The following is a 25,557-nucleotide window of genomic DNA, read 5'->3' on the forward strand; positions in this document are numbered from 1 at the left end:
AATATTAAACTTGAAATAGGTAAATTTTATTATGATTAAAAAAGTTGGAATAGCAATAATAGGAATCGTTGTTTTATTCTTTTTATTTAACAGCGTTTTGATGCCCTGGTATGTGAAGCACACAAACACAGTGCAGGTGCCGAGTGTCGTCGGATTAAATTTCATTGAAGCTAAAGCTAAAATGGAAGAGGTCGGGCTTGAAGTAAAGCAAGGAGATGTAAAATATGATGAATCAAAACCAATAGGACTTGTTCTTGACCAGAATCCTCCGGGTGGACAAGAAGTTAAAATGGATAGAAGAATTTACCTTACCGTTTGCGGTGGTGAGCAGCTTGTCGAAGTTCCTAAATTATATGGCAGAACATTGCGTGATGCCAAATTCACTCTTGAACAAAGAAATCTTGAGCTTGGCGAAGTTGTGAAAAAATTCTCTCATGACTTGCAGGAAGATTATGTTTTATCTCAAATTATACAGCCGGGAAGCAAAGTAAAGCGGTCAAGCAAAATTGATTTAATTGTCAGCAATGGTCCTGAAGTTGGAAGCTTGCGTATTCCTGATTTAATCGGGAAAAAGCTTGAAGAAGCTAAGAAACTTATTGCTGATAACAAACTTAAGATTGGTAAGATAAATTATATTTCAAGTAAAGATGTTGCGCCCGGACAAATTCTTGACCAGTATCCTAAAAAAGATAAATCAGCAACGGATAATACTGCAGTAGATTTGTTTGTATCCAAGAAATTCGTAGCTCAGATTGAAGAAGTTGAAACAACCGAAGATGCTAATACAAATAAAACCGATGCTAAAGAGCAGGACAAGTCAGGTCTACAAAAAGATGCTAAAGAGGATTCCGGAACTGAAAAGAAATCAACAAAAGAAAACACCGAGACTGATAAGTCTGATAAAACAACAAAACCTCCTCTTCCAATGAAGAAAGGTGAAAAAAATCAGCAGAAAACGGACGACAAAAAAGCTGATGAAAATAAATCAGGATTCTAATAAACTTTTATGAGCAAAAAATATATCTGCCCTTCAATTTTAGCTGCCGATTTTAAAAATCTTGAACGCGATATTAAACTAACTGAAGACGGTGGTGCGGATATAATTCATTGTGATATAATGGATGGTCAGTTCGTTCCGAACATCAGCTTCGGTCCGGAAATTGTTCATCAGGTCAGCCAGATTACGGGTTTGCCGCTTGATGTGCATTTGATGATAAATAACCCCGAAAACTTTATCGATAAATTTGCAAAGGCAGGCGCTGATTATATTTCGGTACATTATGAGAACAATAATCACGTTAACCGTTTGATTCATCAAATTAAAGATGCGGGATGCAAAGCAGGAGTTGTATTGAATCCTGCAACGCCTTTTTTTATGCTCGATGAGTTATATTCAATTGTAGATTTCATTTTAGTGATGAGTGTTAATCCCGGTTTCGGCGGACAAAAATATATTGAACAGTCGAGTTATAAAATAAAGCACATCAAAAACCGTCTTAACGAAGTTCATTCAAAAGCGCTTATTGAAGTCGATGGCGGTATCGGACCGGAGAATATTAAAATGATTTCAGATTGCGGAGTTGATATGTTTGTCTGCGGCGCCTCGATTTTTAAGTCAAAAGATATTAAAAAAACCACTTCAGAGCTGAAAGCTCTTGTCAGATAATTCTTCAATTAATTAATGCAGAATGTATTTTTCAATCAGGATAATTTAATTGCCGAAAAAAGTATCATTGAAGAACTGAAAATTCCATCATTAGTATTGATGGAAAATGCCGGACGCAATTCTGCAGATTTTATTCTTAGCCATTTCAAACTTCATACTTATCGTTCAATCATAATAATTGCAGGCAAGGGAAACAATGCCGGCGACGGTTTCGTCATTGCACGGTATCTTATAGAAAAAAACCATCCTGTGAGTTTAATTTTAGTTTATGATGAGAAAGAATTAAAAGACGATGCGTTAATTAATTTCAATAAATTAAAAAATTTAAATTCCGATAAATTAAAAATATCTGATTTAAATAATCTTCAGATTCACGATTTTGAGAATTCATTAATTATTGATAATATTTTTGGAATTGGTTTTAAAGGATACCCTGACGAAAAATCAAAATATATTATTGATATAATCAATTCTGTTACATCGGCAGCTATTGTTTCAGTTGATATTCCATCATGCTTGCAGCAATATAATCAGGAATCAATTTGTGTTGAAGCTGACTGCACGTTGTCAATGGGTGCATATAAATTCGATACGTTGTTTAATAAGGGAAAAGAAGCAAGCGGAAACGTCAACCTTATTGACATTGGTGTTAACTTCAATGATTTTAAAGATAGAAACCTTAAAAAAATTTTTCGTCTTGAAAAATCTGATATTAAGTTACAGAAGCGTGATGCAAATGCAAATAAATATACAACCGGTAAAGTTTTTGTTCTTGCCGGTTCAAAGGGATACACTGGCGCAGCTTATTTATGTACAACTTCTGCAATGAGAATCGGCTCAGGTGCTGTCATCATTGCATATCCGGAATCGCTTGATGCAATCATAGAAGAAAAAATCACTGAACCTGTAAAGTTACCGCTTGCAGAAACAGAAGACGGTGGATTGTCGTTTGATAATTTTGATACTCTTAAAGAAAAAGTTGAATGGAGCGATTGCACGCTTATCGGTCCCGGCATAGGAAGAAATGAAAACACATTGTCGCTTGTTAGAAAATTAGTTTCCGATGTAAAAGCAAACTATATCATTGATGCAGACGGAATTTTTGCTTTTAAGGACAATCTTGAACTGCTTAAAAATTCAATTTCAAAAATTATCCTTACTCCGCATACAGGTGAGTTTGCAAATTTATTGAATCTTACATCTCAGGATGTTGTAAATGATTTTTATAATCTTTCAAAGAATTTTGCTAAAGAGTATAACGTGATTTTGGTATTAAAAGGAGCTCCGACGATTATTACTGACGGTGAATATTTTTACATTAATTCTCTCGGCAAAGAAAATCTTGCAAGTTTTGGAACGGGAGATGTTTTATCCGGTATAATAAGCGGACTCTTCTCGCAGTCAAAAGAAGCAGCACAGTCCGCAATTAATGGGGTTTTAATCCACGGTTATATAAGCGAAAAACTATATAATGAATTTGGAAGTGATTCATTAATGGCTTCCGATATGCTTGAAAATTTAAAGACAGTAAAAAAAGAAATTGGTTATAACGAATAGATTTGTCAGGTATCACCTGCCTTTAATATCATATTTAGTATTTATTTTTATCCTCTCTTCAATTCCCGGTGCCGATCTCCCGGAAATAAAATTTGAGTTATCAGATAAAATCGCTCATTTTCTTGTATTTGGTTTATTATGCTTCCTCTTTTTTTATTCCTTAAAAAATCAATATAAATATGTTAAATTACAGAAGTTTGCACCTGAATTTGCCGTGCTGTTCACGTTGCTTTATGGAATAACGGATGAGATTCACCAGATGTACACACCTAACCGTTCTTCTGACGTTCTCGATGTTGTTGCGGATTTTCTTGGTGCTCTTGTGATATATTTAATAATAAAATTATACTTGAAGAAAACTTCTAAAGCTGATTAAACAGAATATGATTCAAACCACTGACCTCTTACAAATCATTCCTTTACTTATAATTTCCGGGGCTGCCGTTCTTACCCTTGTAATTGATGCATTTTCAAAAAACAAAAACTTTGTATTCTGGTTTTCATTACTTTCGGTGATTGCTGCGCTTGCTTTTGCAATGAGCAATATAAACTACAATTCGATTATTCTGAATAATTTCATAAAAGTTTCGATTTTATCTAATACGTTTATAATCCTGATTCTTACGAGTATAATTATTTCAATAATCGCATCAAAAAATTATATAGAGAAAGAAGGCATAAACTTTGGAGAATATTATTCCTTGATGCTGTTTTCAGTTATGGGAATGGTTCTGATGGTTCAGGCAAATGATTTGTTGATTGTATTCCTTGGCTTGGAATTAATGTCGATTTGTTTTTATGTTCTCGCGGGATTTATGCGCAAGAGAACCTGGTCAAACGAAAGCGCGATGAAATATTTTCTTCTCGGTGCGTTTATGACAGGATTTTTATTATTCGGAATTGCTTTGATGTACGGTGCAGCCGTAACAACTAATATCAGCATAATTGCATCAACACCTGCATTAAAAACTAATGCAGTATTTCTCATAGGTCTGTGTTTGTTTCTCTTAGGATTTTTCTTTAAGCTCGGTATATTTCCATTCCATATGTGGATTCCCGATGTTTATGAAGGTGCTCCAACTACAGTTACGGGTATGATGTCGACTGCAGGAAAAATTGCTGCTGTGGGAATTCTTCTGCCGATAGTTATTTCAACAAACATTGCCGAGTTCAGGGTTATATTTTCCACAGCAGCAATTTTAACGATGTTGTTCGGAAACGTTATTGCAATTGCCCAGACAAACATAAAGCGTCTTCTTGCTTATTCATCGGTTGCAAGCGCCGGTTATATAATGGTCGGTATTGCAGCAATGAATGATTTGTCAATTAAGGGAATTACTTATTATTTGATTGCTTACGTCTTTATGCAGCTTGGTGCTTTCATTGTTGTTTCGATTATCGAACAAAATTCTAAAGATACAAATAAATTCAGTAATCTTTCTTTGAATGATTATAAAGGTCTTGCAAAGAACAACCCCGTTCTTGCAATCTTTTTGACAATCTTCCTGTTTTCACTCGCAGGTATACCGCCTTTTGCCGGGTTTTGGGGTAAGTATTATTTATTTTATGCCGCCATCCAGGCAAATTTAATCTGGCTTTCAATAATCGGTATTACATTAAGCGTGATTTCAGTTTATTACTATATAAAAGTAATTGTTTATATGTGGTTTCAGGATGCAGAAGATGCAGCGCATGCCGAGAGAACATACACAACGCCGGCATTTGCAAGCGTTGCAATTACACTTTCAATTATCGGAACGCTTGTATTCGGATTATTCCCTGAAATATTTTTTAACTTCTTTAAGGTTTAAGTTTTATGTTGCATATCCGTTATTCAAAATGGATGCCGTGGTCAAAAACCGACGATAAGCGTCTTGAGGAACTTGTGTCGTTTTTCAGTTACCTCTTAATTCAGACTAATGGAGATGTTGAAGATGCAATACAGTGGCTTGAAGAGTTAAATATCGAATACAAAATTTTCGATGAGAATTTTTCTTTCAGCGAATTCATCGATGAACTGAAAAAGCAGGGATATATTGCCGAGAAAGAAGGAAAGTTCATCCTCACGCCAAAAGGTACCCAAAGAATCCGCACCGATTCATTCAAGAAAATTTTTTCAGGTTTAAAGCTCGATACAAACGGATTTCATGAAACGAATAAATCCGGTTCAGGAATCGACCGACTCAGCGAGCTTAAAAAATTTGAATTCGGTGATTCGATTACTAACATAGACCTCACTTCCACAATTAAGAATGCTTTTGTAAACTCATCCATTGATAACCTGCGTCTGCAGGAAGACGATATTGAAATTTATGAAAGCGAGCATCTCACAACTTGTGCAACTGTTTTGATGATTGACGTCTCTCACAGTATGATTCTATACGGGGAAGATAGGATTACTCCTGCAAAAGAAGTTGCGCTTGGACTTGCGGAATTAATAACAACAAAATACCGTAAAGACAGGTTGAGTTTAGTATTATTCGGAGACGATGCAGAACAAATTGAAATACGTGATTTGCCGTTCATAACCGTAGGACCATTTCATACAAACACGCGGGCAGGGCTTCGCCTTGCAAGAAACATTCTGAGAAAGCAGGGGACTGTCAATAAACAGATTTTTATGATTACTGACGGAAAGCCATCTGCAATATTTACCGACGACGGACGTTTGTATAAAAATTCTTTCGGATTAGACCCTCGAATAGTTAATAAAACTCTCGATGAAGCAGTTGCTTGCAGGCGTGATAAAATAAAAATCACTACATTTATGATTGCACGCGATTATTACCTGAGAAACTTCATAGATGAGTTTACAAAAGCAAATAACGGCAGCGCATATTATTCAGGTCTCGATAATCTCGGCAACTTAATTTTCTCTGATTACATCAAAAACAGAAAAAAGAATAATTGATAATTTTAAAGAATGTCATTCTGAGGAACGAAGTGACGAAGAATCCCATTCTTTTCATAATAATCTTTTTACTTATTTCACTACCTTTATACTCTCAGAACTCGCAATCAGAATCTCATAAAAACAAATCCAAAATCGAATTTCTTCCTTCTCAAGAACTTTTCAGACCTATCAAAGCTTCTATATTCGAGCCACGAATCAGTGTTGCAAAAAATTTAAACAATGATTACTTAAAGCTCGACATCGGGTATTCTCCTGATATTGTTTCGCTCAAAAAAAGACGAAATACTTATTCTGTCGGAGTTGAATTTTTTACATTCTCGAATTTAAGAAACGAAGATAATTTCAAATTTCCCGTTGATGCAATCGATTATTATTTCGGTCTAAAATTTTCTTATCAAAGACCTTTGAAAAAAAATATGACCTTGTCTGGACGTTTAAGGATAGCGCATATATCATCTCATTTCGAAGACGGGCATAAATACGAAAGAACAGATACGATTTTTATTCCGGTTATTTACAGCCGCGAGTTCGTGGATTTGTCTGCGATACTTGACACACGTCTGAACAAACGCATTTCTTTAAGAAATCAATTATCGATTAACTTTCTCTTTCATTCAATACCCGATGATTTTGCAAAAGTTTATTTCCAACATGGATTTGAAGCAAATTTCAAAATTACACGTATTTTATCCGCATATTTTTCAAATGAATTGCGCCTTGTTCAGGTTAAGAATAAATGGAATTTGAATTCAAATATTGAAACCGGAATCAAGATAGGGAAGTTGAACTCAAGAGGCGTCAATTTATTTTTTACATATTACGACGGTCAGGACTACAAAGGCCAGTATTATGAGAAACATCTAAATATAAAAGCTCTTGGATTCTCGGTTGACTTATAAAATATTTCTTGCAGTATTTTATTTAATTTGGAGCGCAAATCTTTTTGCAAAGAATTCTATTCATAATGAAGTATCTGAATTAGTATTCCTAGACCATCTTTTAAAAAACAATCCCGATGTTATTGATTTTATAGATGAAGATGAACTTAAACGAAGTAATAGATTCGGAATTACATATTATAATGAACCTATAAAGTTTCTAATTAATTACAACATTCCGGATGAAGTTAAAGATGATATAATTAAGAAAGGTAAAAAATTCCAAGCGGATGTTAAACCGCTTGATGATGATTATACCATTTTAAAATTTTTCTATCCTGAAAAAAATTATTCTGCTAATTTTTATTTTAAAGATGGTAAATGTATCGCCCCGGTAACTTATTTTTCAAGAAATTATCATCGTGATTCGTCAAAGTATTTTGATTTTTATATTAAAGAACCAATATATTTTAATGAATACTGCAAAGAACAATTGGATAAATTTATTGAATTAAAATGGTTTAGTAGCACTGCATCCGAAAGAAAAGAGTTAGAAACTAAAAAAATGATATATGTTTTTTGCAATGAATCTGATATGATAAATATAATAGGGCAGAGTGCAAAAGGAGTTTTTCTTGTTGCGAATGACATTGTTGTTAGTACATACAATGCTCATTATCATGAGCTTATGCATTTTGTAATGAATTATAAATTGAAAACCAATATTAAACCATGCCATCCTTTTTTTCTTGAAGGGTTTGCTACTGGTATGGCAGGAAGAGGAGGCTTGTTAATGCCTGCATTAATGCCAGCAGCGAAGTATAGCATAACATCCGGACTTGTTAATATAAAATCATTGCTCTCCATGAAAAATTTTTTGGCAGAAGATGCGTCTATTACATACCCCGTTGCAGGCGCGTACTCACTTTTTCTATTTGTGAAAGTCGGATTTGAAGCTTACAGAACACATTATTTACAATTTTCAGGTGATTATGATTATCTGAATAACATTGATTCCACTAATACCGAATTGCCTTATTTAAATGAATTTTATGATTATATCTCACATCCTGCTTTGGATTTTGTAAATATAACAAATCTTATGCCTCCAAATGAAGAACCTGTAATAGATGACCCTGATTTTAAACTTTATCGAAATGATAGTGATTATGTGTTTTTATTAACAAACAAAGTTTTATTTAAGAATCCCAAATATATATTTAACTATCGATCTGATTTATTTGAAGAAAAATTTCCCGGAATTGAGTATCTAAATTATAATATTTTAATTGAGGCTAATTCTGATGAAATTAACTTTTATTATTTGCACACCAATTATTTAGTTTTAACTTACAAGAAAGCATTTAGTATTGACGCAAAGAGTGTTCCCAAATATAATAATTACTATATTTTTTCAATTTCCAGAGCTTTTTTTTCTGAAACCGAATTTCATAATTTGAAATATGTAACAATAGAATGATATTACTTTATATAACAATCTTATTAAACTGGTTTTCAATTCAACAGCCAATTTTCAAAAATGCTGTCTCGATAACAACTGACGGAAAAGGATTTATTTATGTCCTCGATAAAGACAGAAATGAAATATCTAAGCTTGATTCAAATTTGAATCTGATAAAAAGGTTAGGTGATTTCGGATGGAATCAGGGACAGTTTAATAATCCCACTTACATAGATGGTTCATCAGGGCTTGACATTCTTGTATCTGATCCAAGCAACTATAGAATTCAAAGACTGGATTTAAATCTCGCATTCATTACTGAACTGAAAACAACTACAGAAACATTTTTTCCCGAATTTAAATTTAATAATCCCGTTGCTACGCTGGTGGTTAATTCGAACGATATTTATGTAATAGATTATGATAACAGGCGTGTTGTAATTTATCCAAAAGGGACTAATCCAAATAACTCTTTCGGTGATTATAAGACAAGTAAAATTCCTTTACTTGAACCGGTAAAGCTTTTGAAAGACAACAATAATTTTATTTATATCTATGATAAGGGGTATAAAGGTATTTTAAAGTTCGACAGTTTTGGAAATTTTGTTCAGAAATTATCGCTTGATAATATAAAAGCCTTCTCAATATATAACGGGCAATTGTATATATTAACTGCGGATAATAAAATAACGATATTCGACCCTCCGTCAAATTCATATAAAGAAGAAATAAGTTTGCCGGCGGGATATGATTCAAGTAAAATTACGGATATATTAATTTATAACTCCGAAAAGTATTTTATATTAGAAAAAAATAAGTTAAGTTTTTTTAAACCTTAAAAATCTTATGGCATATTCATTAAACAAAGTTCAGCTTATCGGAAACGTAGGCAAAGATCCCGAGTTATCATACTCAACAACAGGCACAGCTTATTCGCGGTTTTCTCTTGCAACAACAGACAGGGTAAAAGACAAAAGCGGGGAGTGGCAAAACAAGACTGAATGGCACAACATCACTATTTTCGGAAAGACCGCTGAAACTTTTTCTAAACTTATTAAGAAAGGAAGCAAAATATTCATCGAAGGAAAATTGACTAACAGTGAATATGAAAAAGATGGTGTAAAAAGAAATTCTTATTCAATACTTGTCAGCGATATGAGAGATATTGTTCTTCTCGATAAAAGAGAAGGCGGCGGTTCAGGAGGTAGTTCTGAATCAAGCACGGGCTCGAGCGAATCGGGACCTGTTTCAGAAGACGATTTACCGTTTTAACATTTTAATAATACATCATTTTCATACAAAACACACTGCCTCCGGATTTTATGAATTCGGAGGTATCTACTTCTATCAAATTTAATCCGCGTTTCAAAATTTCTTCTTTAAACTCTTTGCTTCCTTTTTGAACGATAACATTTTTTCCGTCAGGCGAATGGCAATTACACACAAAATATTTCATATTCTCTTCCGCATCTGCATAAATAATATCTTCAAAATAAGTTTTAAACATTTCAATATCTGCATCGGTAAAAGCAGTTTTGTCAATCACGGCAGTATGAGAATTAATAATTGAAAAACAAGTATCAAGATGATACAAAACAGGATTCTGTAAATTGATTCTATGAATTTTAAAATCAACATATTCACCAATAAAGTCATACACTTCGCTTTGAGTTCTGTAGCCGTAACCCCCGAATAATATTCTTCTCTCATAATCAACCACACAATCACCCATTGATTCAAAATGATTAATCGTATCAGGCAAGTGAATTATCTTGTAACCGTTTTGTTTATAAAAATCTTCAAAATATTTTACTTCATTCTGTCGTTCTTTGTTTTTCATCTTGCTCATAAAAACAATTTTTTCTCCGGTTCTGCCAATTAGTGGAAGCGATTGATTTGCTGTAAAGACCATATCAACCTGACTTTTAACTGCGGGAATTAAACTGACTTTAAATCCAAGGTTTTCATAAACTGACTTCAAATCATACCATTCTTTTACAGCCTTAATTTTATCTAAATTGTTTATATTACCTCTCATAAATTCATTGCCGGAATACGTAATGTCGAAGTATTTCGGCTCACACATTAATATTTTATCAGGTTTCATAAATGAAATATATTATAATTTTGTTGTTCTTTGGGTGCTTTAATTCCGTTTTTTCTCAAAGCTATAATGAAGTTGTCAGCCGTTCAATAAAACAAGACGGACTTATAACAACTTATAAAGATAAAGAAGATTATTATTTTGATTTTAATAATCGCATTAAAAATAAATACTTTATCCTTTATTCTACAAATCTTACTTCAATAGATAATCTTGGAATTTTTGCGGGGTTTCCAATGAGCCAGATGGTTATGAAGTTCCAGGAAGTAAAAGGTGCTTATAACCTCGTTCAGATTGGAACGCAAATTTTACCTGACACTTCTAAATTCTCAAACTATAATCAGGAAGTTACTTCAAGATTTGGACCCATAAAAATCGATTTCAAACAAAACGAAAGCGATAGTGCAAATCGCCTTTGTAAGATAAATCAGTTTTTCGAGGGAGACATTCCGAATTTAGCATACGAGTTTCAACAGATGTTCGGAGGATATTATGTGATAAATATGGATATGACATATATCGAAAACGTTAAAACTTTTCCGAACAATATAGAAGTATTTGTTAATTATGTTTTCACTTCACAGGGAGGACCCAATGCCAATGTCCCTGATTCACGCTCAATTAATTTTAAAGTTCGTTACTCGCTAATAGAAATTCCTGAAAACAAAAATTACATTTCAAGATATAATGACGATAGAGTTGGATATTTTACTTCCGACTTTAAAGATTATTCTCGTCCGAACCGTCCGACTGAATACACTTCATACATAAACCGCTGGGATTTAAGAAAGAAAGACCCTTATGTAGAGCTTTCTGAGCCCGTAAAGCCGATTGTTTATTATATTGACAGGGCAACTCCGCTTGAATATCGCGAACCGATAAGAAAAGGTGTATTGCTTTGGAATAAAGCATTTGAAAATATTGGTTTTAAAAATGCTGTTGAGTGCAGAATTCAGGAAGACACTGCCAAATGGGATGTAGAGGACATCCGGTATAATGTTATTCGCTGGCAATCATCATCTTCGTCAGGGCTTGCAGGTGTCGGTCCTTCTCTTGCAAATCCGTTCACCGGTGAAATTATAAACGCTTCAGTTCTTCTTAATTCCGAAATAGTAAGTTATCTGCGTTCCGAGAGAGAATTAATCAGCTCTCTTGCGTTGACAAAACCCGAAGAATATTTTTATAACAATAATGAACAGAAGTTTTTCAAAAACAATAAATGTTCCGATAAGTTTTGCAATTATGCAAATTATTCGAAAATATATGTTGCAAATGCATTAACTGCCATTAAGATTAATAATAATATTACAGCTGATGAAAATTCTGAATTAATTCAGCAGTTTGTAAATGATTATCTAACAGATTTGGTCGTTCATGAAGTCGGGCATACCCTCGGCTTGCGCCATAATTTCAAAGCATCGAGTGCTTATACTTTTGCGCAAATCAGAGATTCAAACTTCACAAAGAGTAACGCAATTGGTTCATCAGTAATGGATTATAATTCGGTTAACTTATCAGCACCCGGATTGCCGCAGGGACAGTACTGGTCAGGCACTGTGGGAAATTATGATTTGTTCGCTATCGAATACGGGTATAAAATTTTTCCTGATATAAAAAATCCAAATGATGAGGTGCCGTTTCTTCTTGCTGTTGCTTCAAAATCACAAGACCCGCTTAATGTTTATGGAACGGATGAAGATGTTTATGACGCTTTCGGACCGACAAGCTTAGACCCTCTGACACAACAATTCGACTTAGGAAATTCACCCTTAGAATATGCAAAAGAAAAAATTATCATAAGCGAAGACCTTTTAAAGAAAATTCAGAATCATTATCCGCAATATGACAGAAGTTTCATTCAGCTTTCAAGGGTTTTCAGAGGTGTGTTGTTTGATTATCTATCAAGTGTTGGTTACGCAGCAAAATATGTCGGAGGTGCATATGTAACAAGAATGAAAAGCGGTGACTTTATGGGAACAAAGTACCCATACCAACCGGTTGGTTCTCAGGAACAAATGCAGGCGCTTGAATTAGTAAATGAATATCTATTCCATGCTGATAGGCATCTGAATTTCTCTCCGGAATTTTTGCAGTTGCTCCAGCCGAACACCGCAACAGTTTGGGAAGGACAAAGCCGTCTTGATATTCCAATAAACGAAATAATCTTAAGCTATCAAAAGTTTTATCTCCAAAGATTTTATAATAATATTTTGACAGGCAGAATGCTTCAGCAGGAAAAAGTCAGTTCAAACTCGCTGCCTCTTTCAACAATGTTTGATTATATAAAGACAAATGTATGGTCTGAGCTTAAAAATAATGAAGGTTTTTCATCGACAAGAAAAAATCTCCAAAAAGCACATCTTGATATTTTAATTGCGCTTGTATTATCTCCGTATTACGGTACTCCTGAGGAAGCTCGCTCGCTCGCATATTATGATTTAAATAACCTAAAGCGTGAAATTGCCTCAAAGCGTTCTAACAGCATTTATGATGAGTTTCACTTAAAAGAATGCGCATCAAGAATTGATAAGGCATTAAACTCTGTTTTCATCGACCAAAATAATTAAACAAAATAATGTACAAATTCATAAAAGCAGATTTAGATAAAAACGTTTATAAAATAAAGCTCAATCGTCCCGAAGTTTATAATGCATTCAATGAAGAAATGCTTTACGAGCTTCAGGATGCTTTCAAAACTGCCGCAGAAAATTCTGAAATAAGATGTGTATCGATAACAGGAGAGGGAAAAGCTTTTTGTTCAGGTCAGGATTTGAAAGATTTTGCTTCAAGAAATTCTACGTTCAAAGAAGCTCTTCAGAAAAAATACAATCCACTTGTTAGGCAAATTACTTCCTTACCAAAGCCGGTTATATGCGGAATTAATGGTGTTGCTGCAGGTGCAGGGCTCTCTCTTGCCTTGGCATGCGACTATAGAATTGCGGTTGAAAGTGCCACTATGATTGAGATTTTTATTAATATCGGTCTTGTTCCTGATTCAGGCTCAAGCTTTACTCTACCACGTCTTGTCGGTTATGCCAAAGCATTTGAAATGTGCGTAAATGCAGATAAAGTAACTGCAAAAGAAGCATTTAATATAGGACTTGTTAACAAGGTCGTAAGCAATCAAATAGTTTTAAACAAATTACTCGATATTACCTGCAAAAATTTCGCAAGTAAGCCGACCAAGGCAATCGGAATGATTAAATCCTTGCTAAATAAATCATTTCAGTCAACATTAGACGATATACTCGAACTTGAAGCTGAATATCAGAATATTGGAGGTGAAACATATGACTATAAAGAAGGTCTAAATGCATTTTTAGAAAAACGAAAAGCTGTATTTAAAGGCAATTAGGAAGCATTTTTGCGGAACATTTAAGCGATAAATTTGTTTAAATTTTTAATGATAATACGGGGATATTTATATGAAAAATAAGAAGTTATTTTACAGTGTAGTATTTTCGGTTTTATTATTAACAAGTATTTCGGTTTTTTACAGCTGCGGAGCCAATATATTTTCTGAGTCCGACGATGTGGCAATAGGAAAAGACATTGACCGGCAGATAAAAGCAGACCCAAGACAATTCCCGATGCTTCAGGGGCGACCCGAAGTTAATGATTATGTAACCAGGATTGGAAAGACCATTCTTACAAATTCAAATTTTATTCAGTATGAGAATACTTTTCCATATCAGTTTACTGTAGTAAACGATACGATTGTAAATGCATTTTGCACACCCGGCGGGTTTATATATGTTTATACCGGTCTGATAAAATTTCTCGATAACGAAGCTGCTCTTGCAGGAGTTATTGGTCATGAAATAGCTCACGCGGAAAGACGTCACATGACGCAAAGATTGACTTCTTATTACGGTGTAAATGCAATTTTAGGTTTAGTACTTGGAAGCAACCCGAATATATTTGCTGAGATTGCAGCGAACTTATTTGTCGGACTTGGGTTTCTTGCTAACAGCCGTTCCGATGAGCTTGAAGCTGATAATTACTCTATAAGGTATTTAACAGCAACACAATGGTATCCCGGTTCGATAACTTTCTTTTTCGATAAAATCAGAGAAGAACAGCGGCAAAAGGGAACTACACCCGGGGACTTGGAACGCTTGCTTTCAACGCATCCTCTTCCCCAGGATAGAATTACCAACGTAAGCACACAGCTTAGAGATTTAAAAATAAATGCTGACCCTACAAAGGGTTTGAATACACAAGAATATCAACGAATAAAATCTTTATTACCCTAAATATAATTTATGAAAAAAATATTATTAAGTGTCTTAATATTTCTTTTATCAATTAGTTTTGTTCACGCAGACCAAATTAATGATAATGAATTTAAGTTTACTGTTTATATCCCTTCCGGCTGGGACAGGCAAAAAACCGAAGAAACTTCTCAGAAAGATGCAATCTCTTATTCCATTAACAGAAAAGACAGCAAAAATGCATTGATGCTTCTTGCATTTAAGGTTAATGCAATTAAAGAGCTTGACGATTTGGTTTATACTTTTGAAAAGGATTTCACACTGAAAATTCCTCCTCGTTCGGGAGATTATAAAAGCTTCGATAACGGCAGTTATGACGGCAAGATGGCAGTATATAAGGACAATGAATTTACAGAGACAATTTATTATTACAGGACAAAGAACTCCGACGGTACAAATTATGCTTATGTATTAAGGTTCATAACACCGAATGGTTCTTATAATTATGATACTGAGACCGAAATTAAACAGATAACGGATTCATTCAAACCCGTAAATTAGGTTTATTTTAGAAAAGGATTATTCATCTTTTCATATCCAACATCAGTTGTTTCCATATGACCGGGCAGTAATTGGTATTCATCGGTTACTTCTTTAAATAATTTATTCTTTATTGAATCAATCAATGTGTTGTAGTCACCTCCCGGAAGGTCAGTCCTTCCGATTGATTCCTTAAATATTACGTCACCGCAGAAAACCAGTTTATTTTTGTCATCGATGAGGCAGATGCTTCCCGGTGAATGCCCGGGAGTATGGATTATTCTTAAACTCGCATTCGCAACTTTCAAATCATCGCCTTCAGCGAGATAGCTGTCAAAAGCAGGGGATTCCTCGACCTCCACACCATACATTTTGCCCTGCGTTACCGAATTTTTAATCATAAGCTCGTCATCTTTATGTCCGGTTAGCTCGACATTAAATAGCTCCTTGCTGAATTTATTGCCAAGAATGTGGTCAAGATGCCCGTGTGTATTGATGATTTTCGTGATTTTGATCTTTTCTTTTTCCAATATCTTTTTAAGCTCTTCTTTTTCTTCAGGAAAATAAACGGCAGGGTCTATGATAATTCCTTCCCCTGTATTCTCATCATAGTAAATATAACAGTTCATTTGGAAAGGATTAACAGGAAGTTGAATGACTTTCATAATAGTTTCTAAATTGATTTTACTTTCAAATATAAATATTTTTACAAAGTTTGATTAAATATTGAGTGATAACGACAAAGTTAAGATAATTGTTACCAACAGAAAGGCAAATTTTCTTTACGAAATTCTTGAAAAATTTGAAGCCGGTCTCGTATTGAACGGAACGGAAGTAAAATCTTTAAGAGAAGGTAAAGCAAATTTACAGGATGCTTATGCTAAGTTAATGAAGAACGAACTTTACCTTCTTAATTGTAATATCAGCCCGTATAAATTCGGAAACGTGAACAATCACGACCCCGTAAGAGCACGGAAACTTTTATTGCACAAATACCAGATTAAGAAAATCAAAAAATCTCTGGAAGAAAAAGGATTGACCTTAATTCCATTAAAATTATATTTGAAAGATTCACTTGTGAAGGTTGAGCTTGGAATTGCAAGAGGCAAAAAAGTTTTTGATAAACGTGAATCAATTAAAAAACGTGAGGTTGAAAGAAGCATTCAGAGAGGCGGATAAAAAATTTAAATGAGCAAGTTTCCATCATTAAATGAGCAGTTAGACATAATCAAAAGCGGTGCGGTTGACATCATTCCCGAAGAAGAGCTTATAGCCAAAATTAAGAAGTCGATTAAGGAAAATAAACCTCTCAACATCAAACTTGGATGCGATCCTTCAAAACCTGATTTGCATATAGGCCATGGGGTTGTTCTGAACAAGCTTCGCCAGTTTCAGGAACTTGGTCATCAGGCGATTCTGATTATCGGTGATTTCACTGCAATGATTGGTGACCCCACAGGAAGAAAAAAAGCCCGCCCGCAGCTTACATTCGAAGAAGCTGTTGAAAACGGCAAGACATATTTTGAGCAGGCATCAAGAATTTTACAAAAAGATAAAACAACGATAGTCTATAATTCCGAATGGTTGAGTAAATTGTCACTGATTGATTTAATCGGTATTTTAGGAAAATTCACAGTGCAAAGAATTCTCGAGAGGGATGATTTTACTAACAGAATAAAAGAACAGCAGGAAATTTCAATGCATGAATTGTTGTATCCGATAATGCAGGGATATGATTCGTATGCAATCAAAGCCGATGTTGAGCTTGGCGGAACGGACCAACGGTTTAATAATCTTGTCGGACGTGACATGCAGAAACGCTTCAACATGGAACCGCAAGTGGTAATCACAATGCCGCTTCTTGAAGGAACCGACGGAAGTGAAAAGATGAGCAAATCTCTGAACAATGCAATAGGCATTACCGATTCGCCTAAGGAAATTTTCGGTAAGGCAATGTCGATACCTGATGTTCTTATTTATAAATATTATCAGCTTGGAACAAAACTCCCGTTATCTGAACTTGAACAGATTAAATTAAAACTTGAGGATTCAAATAATAATCCGCGCGATTTAAAACGCCGTTTGGGATTTGAACTGGTTAAGTTATACTATGACGAACAAACTGCACAAAATGCAGTTGATGAATTTGACAGAATATTTGTCAAAAAGGAACTTCCTGATGATATGCCTGTGTTTGAATTAAAAGTTTCAAATAAATCTTTATCTGAACTTCTTGTTGAAACTGCCTTGACATCATCACTTTCAGAATCACGAAGAATGATTGAGCAGGGAGCAATTCAGATTGACCAGAAAAAAGTTTCTGACATTAAATTAATAATAGACGAAAGTTTTCCTGATGATTTTATAATTCAGAGGGGAAAAAGAAATTTTGTAAAAATAAAAAAATCACCTAAGGAGCAATAAAATTGTTTAAACCAACCAAAATCTTTTTTACAAAGGGGGTCGGAAGACACAAAGATTATTTACAGTCGTTTGAATTGGCGCTGCGAAACGCCGGAATAGAAAAATGCAACCTCGTAATGGTTTCAAGTATCTATCCCGCAGGATGCAAGCGCTTAACTAAAGAGCAGGGAGTTGCGGAATTAACCCCCGGCTCTATCACATTTTGCGTTATGGCAAGAAATTTTACCAACGAACCGAATCGTCTTATTGCTTCTTCTATAGGAGTCGCGCTTCCTTCGGATGATTCGCATTACGGATATATATCCGAACATCATCCTTTCGGTGAGCCTGAAAAAATTTCAGGTGAATATGCCGAAGACTTAGCTGCGACAATGCTTGCAACAACTTTAGGAGTTGAATTTAATCCGGAAACGGCATGGAATGAAAGAGAGAATGTTTATAAATCGAGCGGAAAAATTTTTAAAACTTTCAACGTAACACAGTCAGCAGAAGGCGATAAAAACGGATTATGGACTACCGTAATAGCCTGTGCTGTCATGATTCCTTAACTAATAATTCAGTAGGACAGGCATTCCTGCCTGTCCTCTCTTTAAACCAATCTTTCCTTTCTAAATTTCAACTTTCTTTTTAATTAGGTAATTTCTCATTATTAATTTAATTTAACTGATATCCTGAATGATATTAAATATTGATAAGGTTCCCGGTTTAAATGCACTATATAAAGATTACATAGAAAATTTTGATTCCGTTAAAAGTTTTTATCAGTATGGATATCAGACCTCTGAAGATTTTTTAAAATGCGTCGAAGATAAAAAACAATCTTATCCCTCCGGCAAAGTTAATCGTGCTGAACTTTCAAATATATTAATCCGCCAGAATAAATTTTTTAACTCTGCAGAAAAGACGTATGAGAATTTGGAGTCATTGAAAGATGAAAATACATTTGCCATTGTAACAGGGCAGCAAGTTGGCATCTTGAGCGGACCTTTATACACAATTTATAAGGCGTTAAACACAATTCAGCTTGCTGAAAAACTTAATTCTGAGTTTAAAGAATATAAATTTGTTCCTGTCTTTTGGCTTGAAGCAGATGACCACGATTTTCTTGAGATAAACAATATAAATATCTTAAATAAAGAAAACGAACTTGTCAATTTAAGATATTTCGAAGGCGGAGTGGAACAGGAAAGATATTTAAAACCTGCTACATCGGTTTTAGTTGATGATAATTTTGAAAATTTAATCAAAGAGCTTGAGGAAAATTTGCATCATACTGATTTTTCCGATGCAATTTTTGACTATATAAGGCGTTCATACCGCGTTGGCATTGACTTAAAAACTGCCTTTGCAAGATTTCTAAATTATCTGTTTGAAAACTCAGGATTAATTTTCTTTGACCCTACTGACCCTGAGATAAAAAGATTTTTAATTCCCGTAATTGAAAAAGAATTAAACACCTTTCCTAAAGTCTGCGAAATAGTCATCGATGCTTCCGCACAGCTTGAACATAATTACGAACCGCAGATTAAACCTAAGGCAATCAATCTTTTTTATAATCATAACGAAAACCGTTATCTTATAGAACCGAGAGACGATAATTCATTCGGATTAAAAAACTCCAGACAGAAGTTTGAAAAATCTGAAATGATTGATTCGTTAAATTTGAATTATCAAAATTTTAGTTCTAATGTTATTACCCGACCCATATTTCAGGATTTTATATTGCCAACTATTGCATACATCGGAGGTCCTTCTGAGATTTCCTATTTTGCCCAGCTTAAAAATGTGTATGAATATTTTAATGTCCGTATGCCGATTATTTATCCGCGCACTTCGGTAACACTAATGGAATCAAAATCCATGCAGTTCTTCAAAAAATATGATATTATGTTAGAAGAAATGTTTAATCAGGAAGCTGTTAATGAAAAGCTTTTAGGGAAAACTTCCGAAATAAATCTTGAAGAATTATTTAATGAATATATTGATGAAATGAACTCGCTTAATTATTCTTTTGAGAAAGAATTAGTCAAAGTTGACAAAAACCTTGTAAATAATTTTAAGAACCGCAATCAGAAAAACTTTGAGACACTTCAGATGTTAAAGCAAAAATTTATAGATTCTCAGATAAACCAGAATGAAGGTGTGTTTGCAAAGATGAAATCGATTTACAATAACATTTATCCGGAATCCAAATTGCAGGAACGCATTCTGAACGTATCATATTTTTTAAATAAATACGGAATCGATTTGATGAAAATGCTTAAAACAAATATTAATATTTCAGAATTTAATCATCAGCTAATTGAACTAAACGTAAAGGAACAGAAAGATTTATTTTAACACTTGAATGTGCCGGAAAAAATATTAATAATCAGGTTCTCATCTTTTGGTGATATAGTCCTTACCTTTCCTCTTATCAATCTTCTCAAAAAGAAATTCCCAAACGCAAATATTTCTTTTGTTGTTAAACCTCAGTATTCTGAATTAGTAAAAATTAATCCTTTAATTGATGAAGTTATAGAATTCGATGAACATCTTAAGCTCGATTTTAAGAAGTATGACTTAATTATTGACCTTCAGAATAACCCTAAGAGCAAAGCGTTTACCTTCGCAGCAGGAACTAAAATTTTAAGATATAAGAAGGATAATTTTAAAAAATTTCTTTTGGTAAGATTTAAAATCAATTTATTTAAGGAAATTATTCCCGTATATAAAAGATATATTCAAACATTAAAGGATGTCATTTCATTAACCGAAAAAGACTACACGTTTACGACCTCAGAATTAAAATCAACCAATTTACATTTCACTGATAAAAAATATATTGTTATTGCTCCGTCATCTAAGCATTTTACCAAAAGATATCCTAAAGAGAAATACCTTGAACTTATAATCACATTAAAAGAGAAATATCAAATTATACTCACCGGAGATGATTCAAATACTGATAGAGAAATTTGCAATTATTTATGTAAGGATGATAAAGTTATCAGCTACTGCGGTAAATTAAGCTATCCTGAATTAGCTTATGTATTAAAAAATTCTGAGTTTGTTATATCCAACGACAGCGGGGTTATGCATTTTGCAGAATCACTTGGCAAAAAAGTTTATGCAATATTCGGCAGCACTGTAAAAGAATTCGGATTTTTCCCACAGCTTGAAACGTCAAAAGTTTTTGAATATGTCGGCTTATATTGCCGTCCCTGCACACATATAGGGCTCAACAAATGTCCCGAAGGTCATTTTAAATGCATGCTTGAAAATAAAGTTGAAATAAATTGATGAATAAAAGTATCATATTAAAAAAGAATGAAGAGAAACGACTTCTAAACGGTCATCAATGGATTTTCAGCAATGAGATAAAAGAGATTACGGGAAATCCTGCCAACGGCGATATTATTTCCCTCTATTCCGTATCAAATAAATTTCTCGGTAAAGGTTTTTATAACAAAAACTCTCTGATTGCATACCGCCAGCTAACCTCAGAAAATATCGAAATCAATTTTAATTTAATAAAGCAACGAATATTTGATGCAAATGATTACCGCATTAATTTATATCCTGAACGAGCTGCATATCGTGTTATTAATAGCGAAAGCGACTATTTGCCGGGACTTATCATCGACAGATTCGGAAATAACTTCTCATTTCAGATTTTTTCTTTAGGAATGGAAAAGTTCAAAGAAGATTTAATTGAACTTTTAAAAAATGATTTTAATGCAGATTTAATTGTTGAAAAAAATGATAACAATCTTCGAACTCTTGAAGGATTAGAAAAGTTTGAACATATTTCTTACGCAAAAGAAAACAAAGATGATTACACTTTCGTTCAGTCAATCGACGGAATAAAATATAAAATTGATTTGGTTAACGGACAGAAAACAGGATTCTATTTAGACCAGGCAGGTAACCGAATTAAAATTCGTGAATATGTAAAAGAAAATTATAATGTTCTTGATTTATTCTGTAATGAAGGTGGATTTGCTTTAAATGCTGCTCTGCAAAAAACTGCAAAAATTACTGCTGTAGATATTTCGGAAACATCATTAAATACAGCTAAGGAAAACGCAAGGCTTAATAGTTTTTCTAACATAGACTTTATTGCAGATGATGTCTTTGAGTATCTCGATAAAGACAAGTATACTTATGACGTAATCATTTTAGACCCGCCATCTTTCACTAAAAGGAAGAAAAACATTGACAACGCAATTTCAGGCTATATCGAATTAAATAAAAAATGTCTGGATAAAATAAAAAGAGGAGGATACTTATTCACTTTCTCCTGTTCGCATCATATTTCAGAAGAAATTTTTGAAAATATAATTGTTAAAAGCGCAAGATTGACAAAGCGGAAAATACAGATAATTGATTCAGGAATTACTTCATATGACCATCCTGTATTACCTCAGATGGAAGAAACTAAGTATCTGAAAAGTTTAGTAATAAGAGTTGTTAATTAACAATTACCATTAATAATTATCTTTACGGATTGTAAGCATTGCGGCGCTTAATTTTGGCAATATGATTTCATAAGTGTCATCCCGGGGAATGATACTTTCAAACTTATACGTGCCGCTAAGCACGCCATCATTTGTAGCATCAAATGTTTTTCCTGCCAGACGAACACCTAAGGAATCGCTTAATCTTTCACTTTCCAGTCTTATTAACTCACCTTTAGAGGAAGTTCCGGAAACACTTATTAAAACTTTACCCATGGCACTTTCATCTTTATTTATGATTGTTATTCGTGTCGTTCCTAATGAATCAATCGAAGACCAGGCTTTAATATTGCTTGTTGTTTTTATTTCCGTATTTAAAAGTGATGCACTATTTTGCGTCGCTTCAGAAAAAAGAATTAAACCGTAATAAATGGGATTAACGTGTGCTATGGATTTATTGTCTTTCCAATAAAAATTAAATGCATTAGCATAGCTTATACCGGCATTATGAATGTTAACTCCGTTTACTCCGACGGTCGCAAGTTCGAAAAGAAAATCAGTTAACCATAATGAGGTATAAAACGAATTGCTGACATTACTTAATCCTGTTTCTGATATATTTAGCTCCGTTATTCTGTATTTTAAAGAATTATCATTTGCTTCAGCAACATATTCTTTCACCAGTTCAATCTGATTTTTGATTGTTGATTCTGAGATTATGTCTTTATGTGTGTAAGTTTTTCCGAGCGGATAAATTTTTTGAGTTACAATATTCAGTTGTTCTTTATTTAATTCTATAAATTGATTCAGATTAGCAAGCCAGTCTTTATTTATAAAAGCAGCTCCTCCAAGAAGGGCTTGTATATCAATCATTTCTTTTAAGCGAATAAGATAATTATTATATTCACGGTTAAACTGTTCAAAGTTCCATCCGCTTCCTTTGAGAATAACTGATTTATTATCCTCTCCATAAAAATATTTGTTCGTAAAAAGTTCAGGTGAATCCGCAACTTCATAAGCAATTACGCTTCCTTTCGGAAATAATTTGCTTGTAACGAAAATCCAGTCTTTCCCGAGCTTCGGATCGCCGTTTGCAAAATTAACTCCAAGAATAAATTTAATTCCGCTTTGACGAGCAATTTCAGTTATTACTGTAATCCAGTCATAGTTAATGTCATAAATAATATTTTTTGGTCTTAATGCTCCGCCGGGATTCCACCAGCTATAATCCGAACCGCGTGAGATTCTTAAAACTCCCTGACCATTGCCATACGTTCCCAAGTTGCTCAACAAACGAATAAAAATTTGGTTTATACCTTTATCTGCATTGCCTGAATAATAGGGGATTGATTCATAATCTATGGAAATACCCGCAAACGATTTTGGAATGGTTATAGTTTTTTTATCAATATCAACATAAACTTCTGCTATTACATTATTCTGTGCAGATGCAATTGAAGATAAAGCAATGAAAAACAGGATTAAGGAAATATTTAAAATTCGCAAATATTTCATTTATTCATTAAACCATTTTAATTAATTTGGGGTATGGATAAACATACAGTAATTTCAAATAATTCAGATAATTATGTTGAATTAATCAACTATGATACAGACCCGAATATGTGGATTGTCAGGGTATCTAAAAAAATACTTTTTTTTAAAAAACAAAAATATGCCAAATGGTTTAACAGTGAAAAAACCGCAAGGGCATATGCAGAAAGCATTTAATAATCTTATCTGAGTGAAAATTTGAATTATTGCTCTTTTGGAGCCCCCATACTAAATACACTACAATTTTATAATAATTTAGCAATAAAAAAATATTAAATGTTTTCTATAACCGGTAATAATTTAACTGTTCAAAATTCTATAAAGCTTATAGAAAACAATGCATTACTTAAAATTGATAAAAGCACTATTAACAAAATCCAAAAATCCCGCTCTCTTGTTGAAAAATGGATTAAGGATGACAAAGCCATATACGGAATTACAACCGGTTTTGGTGAATTTAAAGACGTAAAAATTTCATATCAAGACTTAGAAACTCTTCAGAAAAATTTAATCATTTCTCACAGTGCCGGTGTGGGAAAATATCTTCCCGATAATATTGTCCGCCTGATGATTCTTTTCAGAATTAATTCACTCTGCAAAGGCAACTCAGGTGTCCGAGTTGAACTTGTCGAAGCTCTCATCAATTTGTTTAATTACAAAATCATTCCACTTGTTCCGTCACAGGGCTCCGTAGGGAGCTCGGGTGACCTTGCACCTCTCTCACATCTTGCGTTAACATTAATAGGAAAAGGTTACTGTAAGCTTGATGGTGAAATTCTTGAAAGCAAATCAGCTCTTGAAAAATGCGGACTAAGACCGTTTGTCTTATCTGCAAAGGAAGGTCTTGCGCTAATAAACGGAACGCAGATGATGTCGGCTTATATGTGTCTTGCCGTTTGGGAAGCCGAACGGCTTGCAAAATTAAACGACATTGCAGGAGCCACTTCACTCGAAGCCCTCAAAGGAACAGATTCAGCCTTCGATGAAAAAATTCAACGCATTAGACCGCACAAAGGTCAGATAAACACCGCTTATAATTTAAGAACGCTTTTAAAAAATAGCGGAATAATGAAATCTCATCGCGACTGCGGAAAAGTTCAGGATGCTTATTCCTTACGCTGTATGCCTCAGGTTCACGGAGCAGTAAAAGATACCATAAGATATTGCAGAGAAGTTCTCGAAATAGAAATAAATTCAGTTACCGATAATCCGTTGATTTTTCCCGAAGACGGCGAATATCTTACAGGTGGTAATTTTCATGGTGAACCCATTGCATTGATTGCTGATTATCTGGCAATAGCAATTAGTGAACTTGCAAACATTTCGGAAAGACGCATAGCTCGTCTTGTAGATGGCAGCTTGAGCGGATTGCCGAGATTTCTCACAACAGAAGGAGGATTAAATTCCGGTTTAATGATTGCACAATATACTGCCGCTTCGCTCGTTAGTGAAAATAAAGTTTTAACTCATCCTGCTTCGGTTGATTCAATTCCTACAAGTGCCAATCAGGAAGACCACAACTCTATGGGTTCAATTGCTGCAAAAAAATGCATGGATGTTATTAACAATGTTAAGAATGTTATTGCAATCGAGTTTTTATGTGCCTGTCAGGGAATAGATTTGTTAAAGCCATTAAAAAGCAGCAAACCCGTTGAAGCAGCGAGAAAGTTAATCAGAAGCAAAACTCCATACATAACAAAAGATGTTTTATTATATGAGTACATCTCTTCTGTAAAACAAGTTGTTTATGATAATAATTTTTTAAATGCTATAGAAAAGATTACGGGTGAATTAAAAATTTAAAT

Annotated in this window: 25 protein-coding genes; 22 read left to right on the plus strand and 3 right to left on the minus strand. The window is 33.9% G+C overall.

Annotated features, from left to right (window positions below):
- Nucleotides 1–31: 31 nt before the first annotated feature.
- From VHP32_08390 to ssb, 10 genes are read left to right on the plus strand one after another with little or no spacing between them, the layout of a single operon-like run.
- Complete coding sequence (locus tag VHP32_08390; protein ID HEX2787909.1) at nt 32–997, plus strand: PASTA domain-containing protein; 966 nt, start codon at nt 32–34, stop codon at nt 995–997.
- Between the two features lie 9 nt (nt 998–1,006).
- Nucleotides 1,007–1,666 (plus strand): ribulose-phosphate 3-epimerase, encoded by a 660-nt coding sequence (gene rpe, locus VHP32_08395; protein ID HEX2787910.1) that lies wholly within the window; start codon nt 1,007–1,009, stop codon nt 1,664–1,666.
- A 15-nt stretch (nt 1,667–1,681) separates the two neighbouring features.
- On the plus strand, nt 1,682–3,223 hold the full coding sequence (locus tag VHP32_08400) for an NAD(P)H-hydrate dehydratase (protein HEX2787911.1): 1,542 nt from the start codon (nt 1,682–1,684) through the stop codon (nt 3,221–3,223).
- Nucleotides 3,207–3,599 carry a VanZ family protein gene (locus VHP32_08405; GenBank protein HEX2787912.1) on the plus strand — a complete coding sequence of 131 codons (393 nt, stop codon included), beginning with the start codon at nt 3,207–3,209 and terminating at the stop codon, nt 3,597–3,599. Before VHP32_08400 ends, VHP32_08405 begins: the two co-directional genes overlap by 17 nt.
- A 7-nt stretch (nt 3,600–3,606) precedes the next feature.
- Nucleotides 3,607–5,034, plus strand: coding sequence for an NADH-quinone oxidoreductase subunit N (locus VHP32_08410; GenBank protein HEX2787913.1), 1,428 nt, complete (start codon nt 3,607–3,609; stop codon nt 5,032–5,034).
- 5 nt (nt 5,035–5,039) lie between these two features.
- On the plus strand, nt 5,040–6,134 hold the full coding sequence (locus tag VHP32_08415; GenBank protein HEX2787914.1) for a VWA domain-containing protein: 1,095 nt from the start codon (nt 5,040–5,042) through the stop codon (nt 6,132–6,134).
- Between the two features lie 32 nt (nt 6,135–6,166).
- On the plus strand, nt 6,167–7,036 hold the full coding sequence (locus tag VHP32_08420; protein HEX2787915.1) for a DUF1207 domain-containing protein: 870 nt from the start codon (nt 6,167–6,169) through the stop codon (nt 7,034–7,036).
- On the plus strand, nt 7,026–8,495 hold the full coding sequence (locus VHP32_08425; protein ID HEX2787916.1) for a hypothetical protein: 1,470 nt from the start codon (nt 7,026–7,028) through the stop codon (nt 8,493–8,495). Before VHP32_08420 ends, VHP32_08425 begins: the two co-directional genes overlap by 11 nt.
- Nucleotides 8,492–9,316, plus strand: coding sequence for an NHL repeat-containing protein (locus VHP32_08430; protein ID HEX2787917.1), 825 nt, complete (start codon nt 8,492–8,494; stop codon nt 9,314–9,316). The genes VHP32_08425 and VHP32_08430 overlap by 4 nt, the downstream gene beginning before the upstream one ends.
- Nucleotides 9,317–9,323: 7 nt before the next feature.
- Nucleotides 9,324–9,749: a single-stranded DNA-binding protein gene (gene ssb / locus VHP32_08435; protein HEX2787918.1), complete on the plus strand. Its 426-nt coding sequence runs from the start codon at nt 9,324–9,326 to the stop codon at nt 9,747–9,749.
- 4 nt (nt 9,750–9,753) lie between these two features.
- Here the strand turns inward: ssb and VHP32_08440 are convergent, their stop codons facing one another.
- Nucleotides 9,754–10,584, minus strand: a complete 831-nt coding sequence (locus VHP32_08440; protein ID HEX2787919.1) for an arginine deiminase-related protein — start codon at nt 10,582–10,584, stop codon at nt 9,754–9,756.
- A gap of 2 nt (nt 10,585–10,586) precedes the next feature.
- On the opposite strand from VHP32_08440, the gene VHP32_08445 reads away from it, so the two are divergent.
- The 4 genes from VHP32_08445 (at nt 10,587) to VHP32_08460 (ending at nt 15,356) form a co-directional block, all read left to right on the plus strand.
- Complete coding sequence (locus VHP32_08445) at nt 10,587–13,148, plus strand: zinc-dependent metalloprotease (protein ID HEX2787920.1); 2,562 nt, start codon at nt 10,587–10,589, stop codon at nt 13,146–13,148.
- Nucleotides 13,149–13,156: 8 nt separating this feature from the next.
- Nucleotides 13,157–13,936 carry an enoyl-CoA hydratase-related protein gene (locus tag VHP32_08450; GenBank protein HEX2787921.1) on the plus strand — a complete coding sequence of 260 codons (780 nt, stop codon included), beginning with the start codon at nt 13,157–13,159 and terminating at the stop codon, nt 13,934–13,936.
- A gap of 70 nt (nt 13,937–14,006) precedes the next feature.
- On the plus strand, nt 14,007–14,837 hold the full coding sequence (locus VHP32_08455; GenBank protein HEX2787922.1) for a M48 family metallopeptidase: 831 nt from the start codon (nt 14,007–14,009) through the stop codon (nt 14,835–14,837).
- A gap of 9 nt (nt 14,838–14,846) precedes the next feature.
- Complete coding sequence (locus VHP32_08460; GenBank protein HEX2787923.1) at nt 14,847–15,356, plus strand: hypothetical protein; 510 nt, start codon at nt 14,847–14,849, stop codon at nt 15,354–15,356.
- 2 nt (nt 15,357–15,358) lie between these two features.
- On the opposite strand, the gene VHP32_08465 is transcribed toward VHP32_08460, so the two are convergent.
- Nucleotides 15,359–16,000, minus strand: coding sequence for an MBL fold metallo-hydrolase (locus tag VHP32_08465; protein ID HEX2787924.1), 642 nt, complete (start codon nt 15,998–16,000; stop codon nt 15,359–15,361).
- A 61-nt stretch (nt 16,001–16,061) separates the two neighbouring features.
- Between VHP32_08465 and smpB the strand changes: the two genes are divergently transcribed.
- The 6 genes from smpB (at nt 16,062) to VHP32_08495 (ending at nt 22,219) form a co-directional block, all read left to right on the plus strand.
- Nucleotides 16,062–16,514 (plus strand): SsrA-binding protein SmpB, encoded by a 453-nt coding sequence (smpB, locus tag VHP32_08470; GenBank protein HEX2787925.1) that lies wholly within the window; start codon nt 16,062–16,064, stop codon nt 16,512–16,514.
- A 9-nt stretch (nt 16,515–16,523) separates the two neighbouring features.
- On the plus strand, nt 16,524–17,759 hold the full coding sequence (gene tyrS, locus VHP32_08475) for a tyrosine--tRNA ligase (GenBank protein ID HEX2787926.1): 1,236 nt from the start codon (nt 16,524–16,526) through the stop codon (nt 17,757–17,759).
- A gap of 2 nt (nt 17,760–17,761) precedes the next feature.
- The gene (locus VHP32_08480) at nt 17,762–18,307 is read left to right on the plus strand and encodes an arginine decarboxylase, pyruvoyl-dependent (protein HEX2787927.1); all 546 of its coding nucleotides are present in this window, start codon (nt 17,762–17,764) and stop codon (nt 18,305–18,307) included.
- A gap of 127 nt (nt 18,308–18,434) precedes the next feature.
- Nucleotides 18,435–20,099, plus strand: a complete 1,665-nt coding sequence (bshC, locus tag VHP32_08485; GenBank protein HEX2787928.1) for a bacillithiol biosynthesis cysteine-adding enzyme BshC — start codon at nt 18,435–18,437, stop codon at nt 20,097–20,099.
- Between the two features lie 9 nt (nt 20,100–20,108).
- On the plus strand, nt 20,109–21,041 hold the full coding sequence (locus VHP32_08490; protein HEX2787929.1) for a glycosyltransferase family 9 protein: 933 nt from the start codon (nt 20,109–20,111) through the stop codon (nt 21,039–21,041).
- Nucleotides 21,041–22,219 (plus strand): class I SAM-dependent rRNA methyltransferase, encoded by a 1,179-nt coding sequence (locus VHP32_08495; GenBank protein HEX2787930.1) that lies wholly within the window; start codon nt 21,041–21,043, stop codon nt 22,217–22,219. The genes VHP32_08490 and VHP32_08495 overlap by 1 nt, the downstream gene beginning before the upstream one ends.
- Nucleotides 22,220–22,228: 9 nt before the next feature.
- Here VHP32_08495 and VHP32_08500 read toward each other — a convergent pair whose 3' ends face one another.
- On the minus strand, nt 22,229–23,713 hold the full coding sequence (locus tag VHP32_08500) for a hypothetical protein (GenBank protein ID HEX2787931.1): 1,485 nt from the start codon (nt 23,711–23,713) through the stop codon (nt 22,229–22,231).
- A 33-nt stretch (nt 23,714–23,746) separates the two neighbouring features.
- Between VHP32_08500 and VHP32_08505 the strand changes: the two genes are divergently transcribed.
- Together VHP32_08505 and hutH are read left to right on the plus strand one after the other, a co-directional pair.
- Nucleotides 23,747–23,929, plus strand: coding sequence for a hypothetical protein (locus VHP32_08505; protein ID HEX2787932.1), 183 nt, complete (start codon nt 23,747–23,749; stop codon nt 23,927–23,929).
- Between the two features lie 99 nt (nt 23,930–24,028).
- Nucleotides 24,029–25,555 carry a histidine ammonia-lyase gene (hutH, locus tag VHP32_08510; protein ID HEX2787933.1) on the plus strand — a complete coding sequence of 509 codons (1,527 nt, stop codon included), beginning with the start codon at nt 24,029–24,031 and terminating at the stop codon, nt 25,553–25,555.
- Nucleotides 25,556–25,557 lie beyond the last annotated feature (2 nt).

Source organism: Ignavibacteria bacterium, assembly GCA_036262055.1.
GTDB lineage: Bacteria > Bacteroidota > Ignavibacteria > Tepidaquicellales > Tepidaquicellaceae > DATAJP01.

Excerpts from the sequence above, each read along its gene's own strand:
- VHP32_08390 (HEX2787909.1), top strand. The coding sequence starts at position 32 with ATGATTAAAAAAGTTGGAATAGCAATAATAGGAATCGTTGTTTTATTC.
- rpe (HEX2787910.1), top strand. The coding sequence starts at position 1,007 with ATGAGCAAAAAATATATCTGCCCTTCAATTTTAGCTGCCGATTTTAAA.
- VHP32_08400 (HEX2787911.1), top strand. The coding sequence starts at position 1,682 with ATGCAGAATGTATTTTTCAATCAGGATAATTTAATTGCCGAAAAAAGT.
- VHP32_08410 (HEX2787913.1), top strand. The coding sequence starts at position 3,607 with ATGATTCAAACCACTGACCTCTTACAAATCATTCCTTTACTTATAATT.
- VHP32_08415 (HEX2787914.1), top strand. The coding sequence starts at position 5,040 with ATGTTGCATATCCGTTATTCAAAATGGATGCCGTGGTCAAAAACCGAC.
- VHP32_08430 (HEX2787917.1), top strand. The coding sequence starts at position 8,492 with ATGATATTACTTTATATAACAATCTTATTAAACTGGTTTTCAATTCAA.
- ssb (HEX2787918.1), top strand. The coding sequence starts at position 9,324 with ATGGCATATTCATTAAACAAAGTTCAGCTTATCGGAAACGTAGGCAAA.
- VHP32_08440 (HEX2787919.1), bottom strand. The coding sequence starts at position 10,584 with ATGAAACCTGATAAAATATTAATGTGTGAGCCGAAATACTTCGACATT.
- VHP32_08445 (HEX2787920.1), top strand. The coding sequence starts at position 10,587 with ATGAAATATATTATAATTTTGTTGTTCTTTGGGTGCTTTAATTCCGTT.
- VHP32_08450 (HEX2787921.1), top strand. The coding sequence starts at position 13,157 with ATGTACAAATTCATAAAAGCAGATTTAGATAAAAACGTTTATAAAATA.
- VHP32_08455 (HEX2787922.1), top strand. The coding sequence starts at position 14,007 with ATGAAAAATAAGAAGTTATTTTACAGTGTAGTATTTTCGGTTTTATTA.
- VHP32_08460 (HEX2787923.1), top strand. The coding sequence starts at position 14,847 with ATGAAAAAAATATTATTAAGTGTCTTAATATTTCTTTTATCAATTAGT.
- VHP32_08465 (HEX2787924.1), bottom strand. The coding sequence starts at position 16,000 with ATGAAAGTCATTCAACTTCCTGTTAATCCTTTCCAAATGAACTGTTAT.
- tyrS (HEX2787926.1), top strand. The coding sequence starts at position 16,524 with ATGAGCAAGTTTCCATCATTAAATGAGCAGTTAGACATAATCAAAAGC.
- bshC (HEX2787928.1), top strand. The coding sequence starts at position 18,435 with ATGATATTAAATATTGATAAGGTTCCCGGTTTAAATGCACTATATAAA.
- VHP32_08495 (HEX2787930.1), top strand. The coding sequence starts at position 21,041 with ATGAATAAAAGTATCATATTAAAAAAGAATGAAGAGAAACGACTTCTA.
- VHP32_08500 (HEX2787931.1), bottom strand. The coding sequence starts at position 23,713 with ATGAAATATTTGCGAATTTTAAATATTTCCTTAATCCTGTTTTTCATT.
- VHP32_08505 (HEX2787932.1), top strand. The coding sequence starts at position 23,747 with ATGGATAAACATACAGTAATTTCAAATAATTCAGATAATTATGTTGAA.
- hutH (HEX2787933.1), top strand. The coding sequence starts at position 24,029 with ATGTTTTCTATAACCGGTAATAATTTAACTGTTCAAAATTCTATAAAG.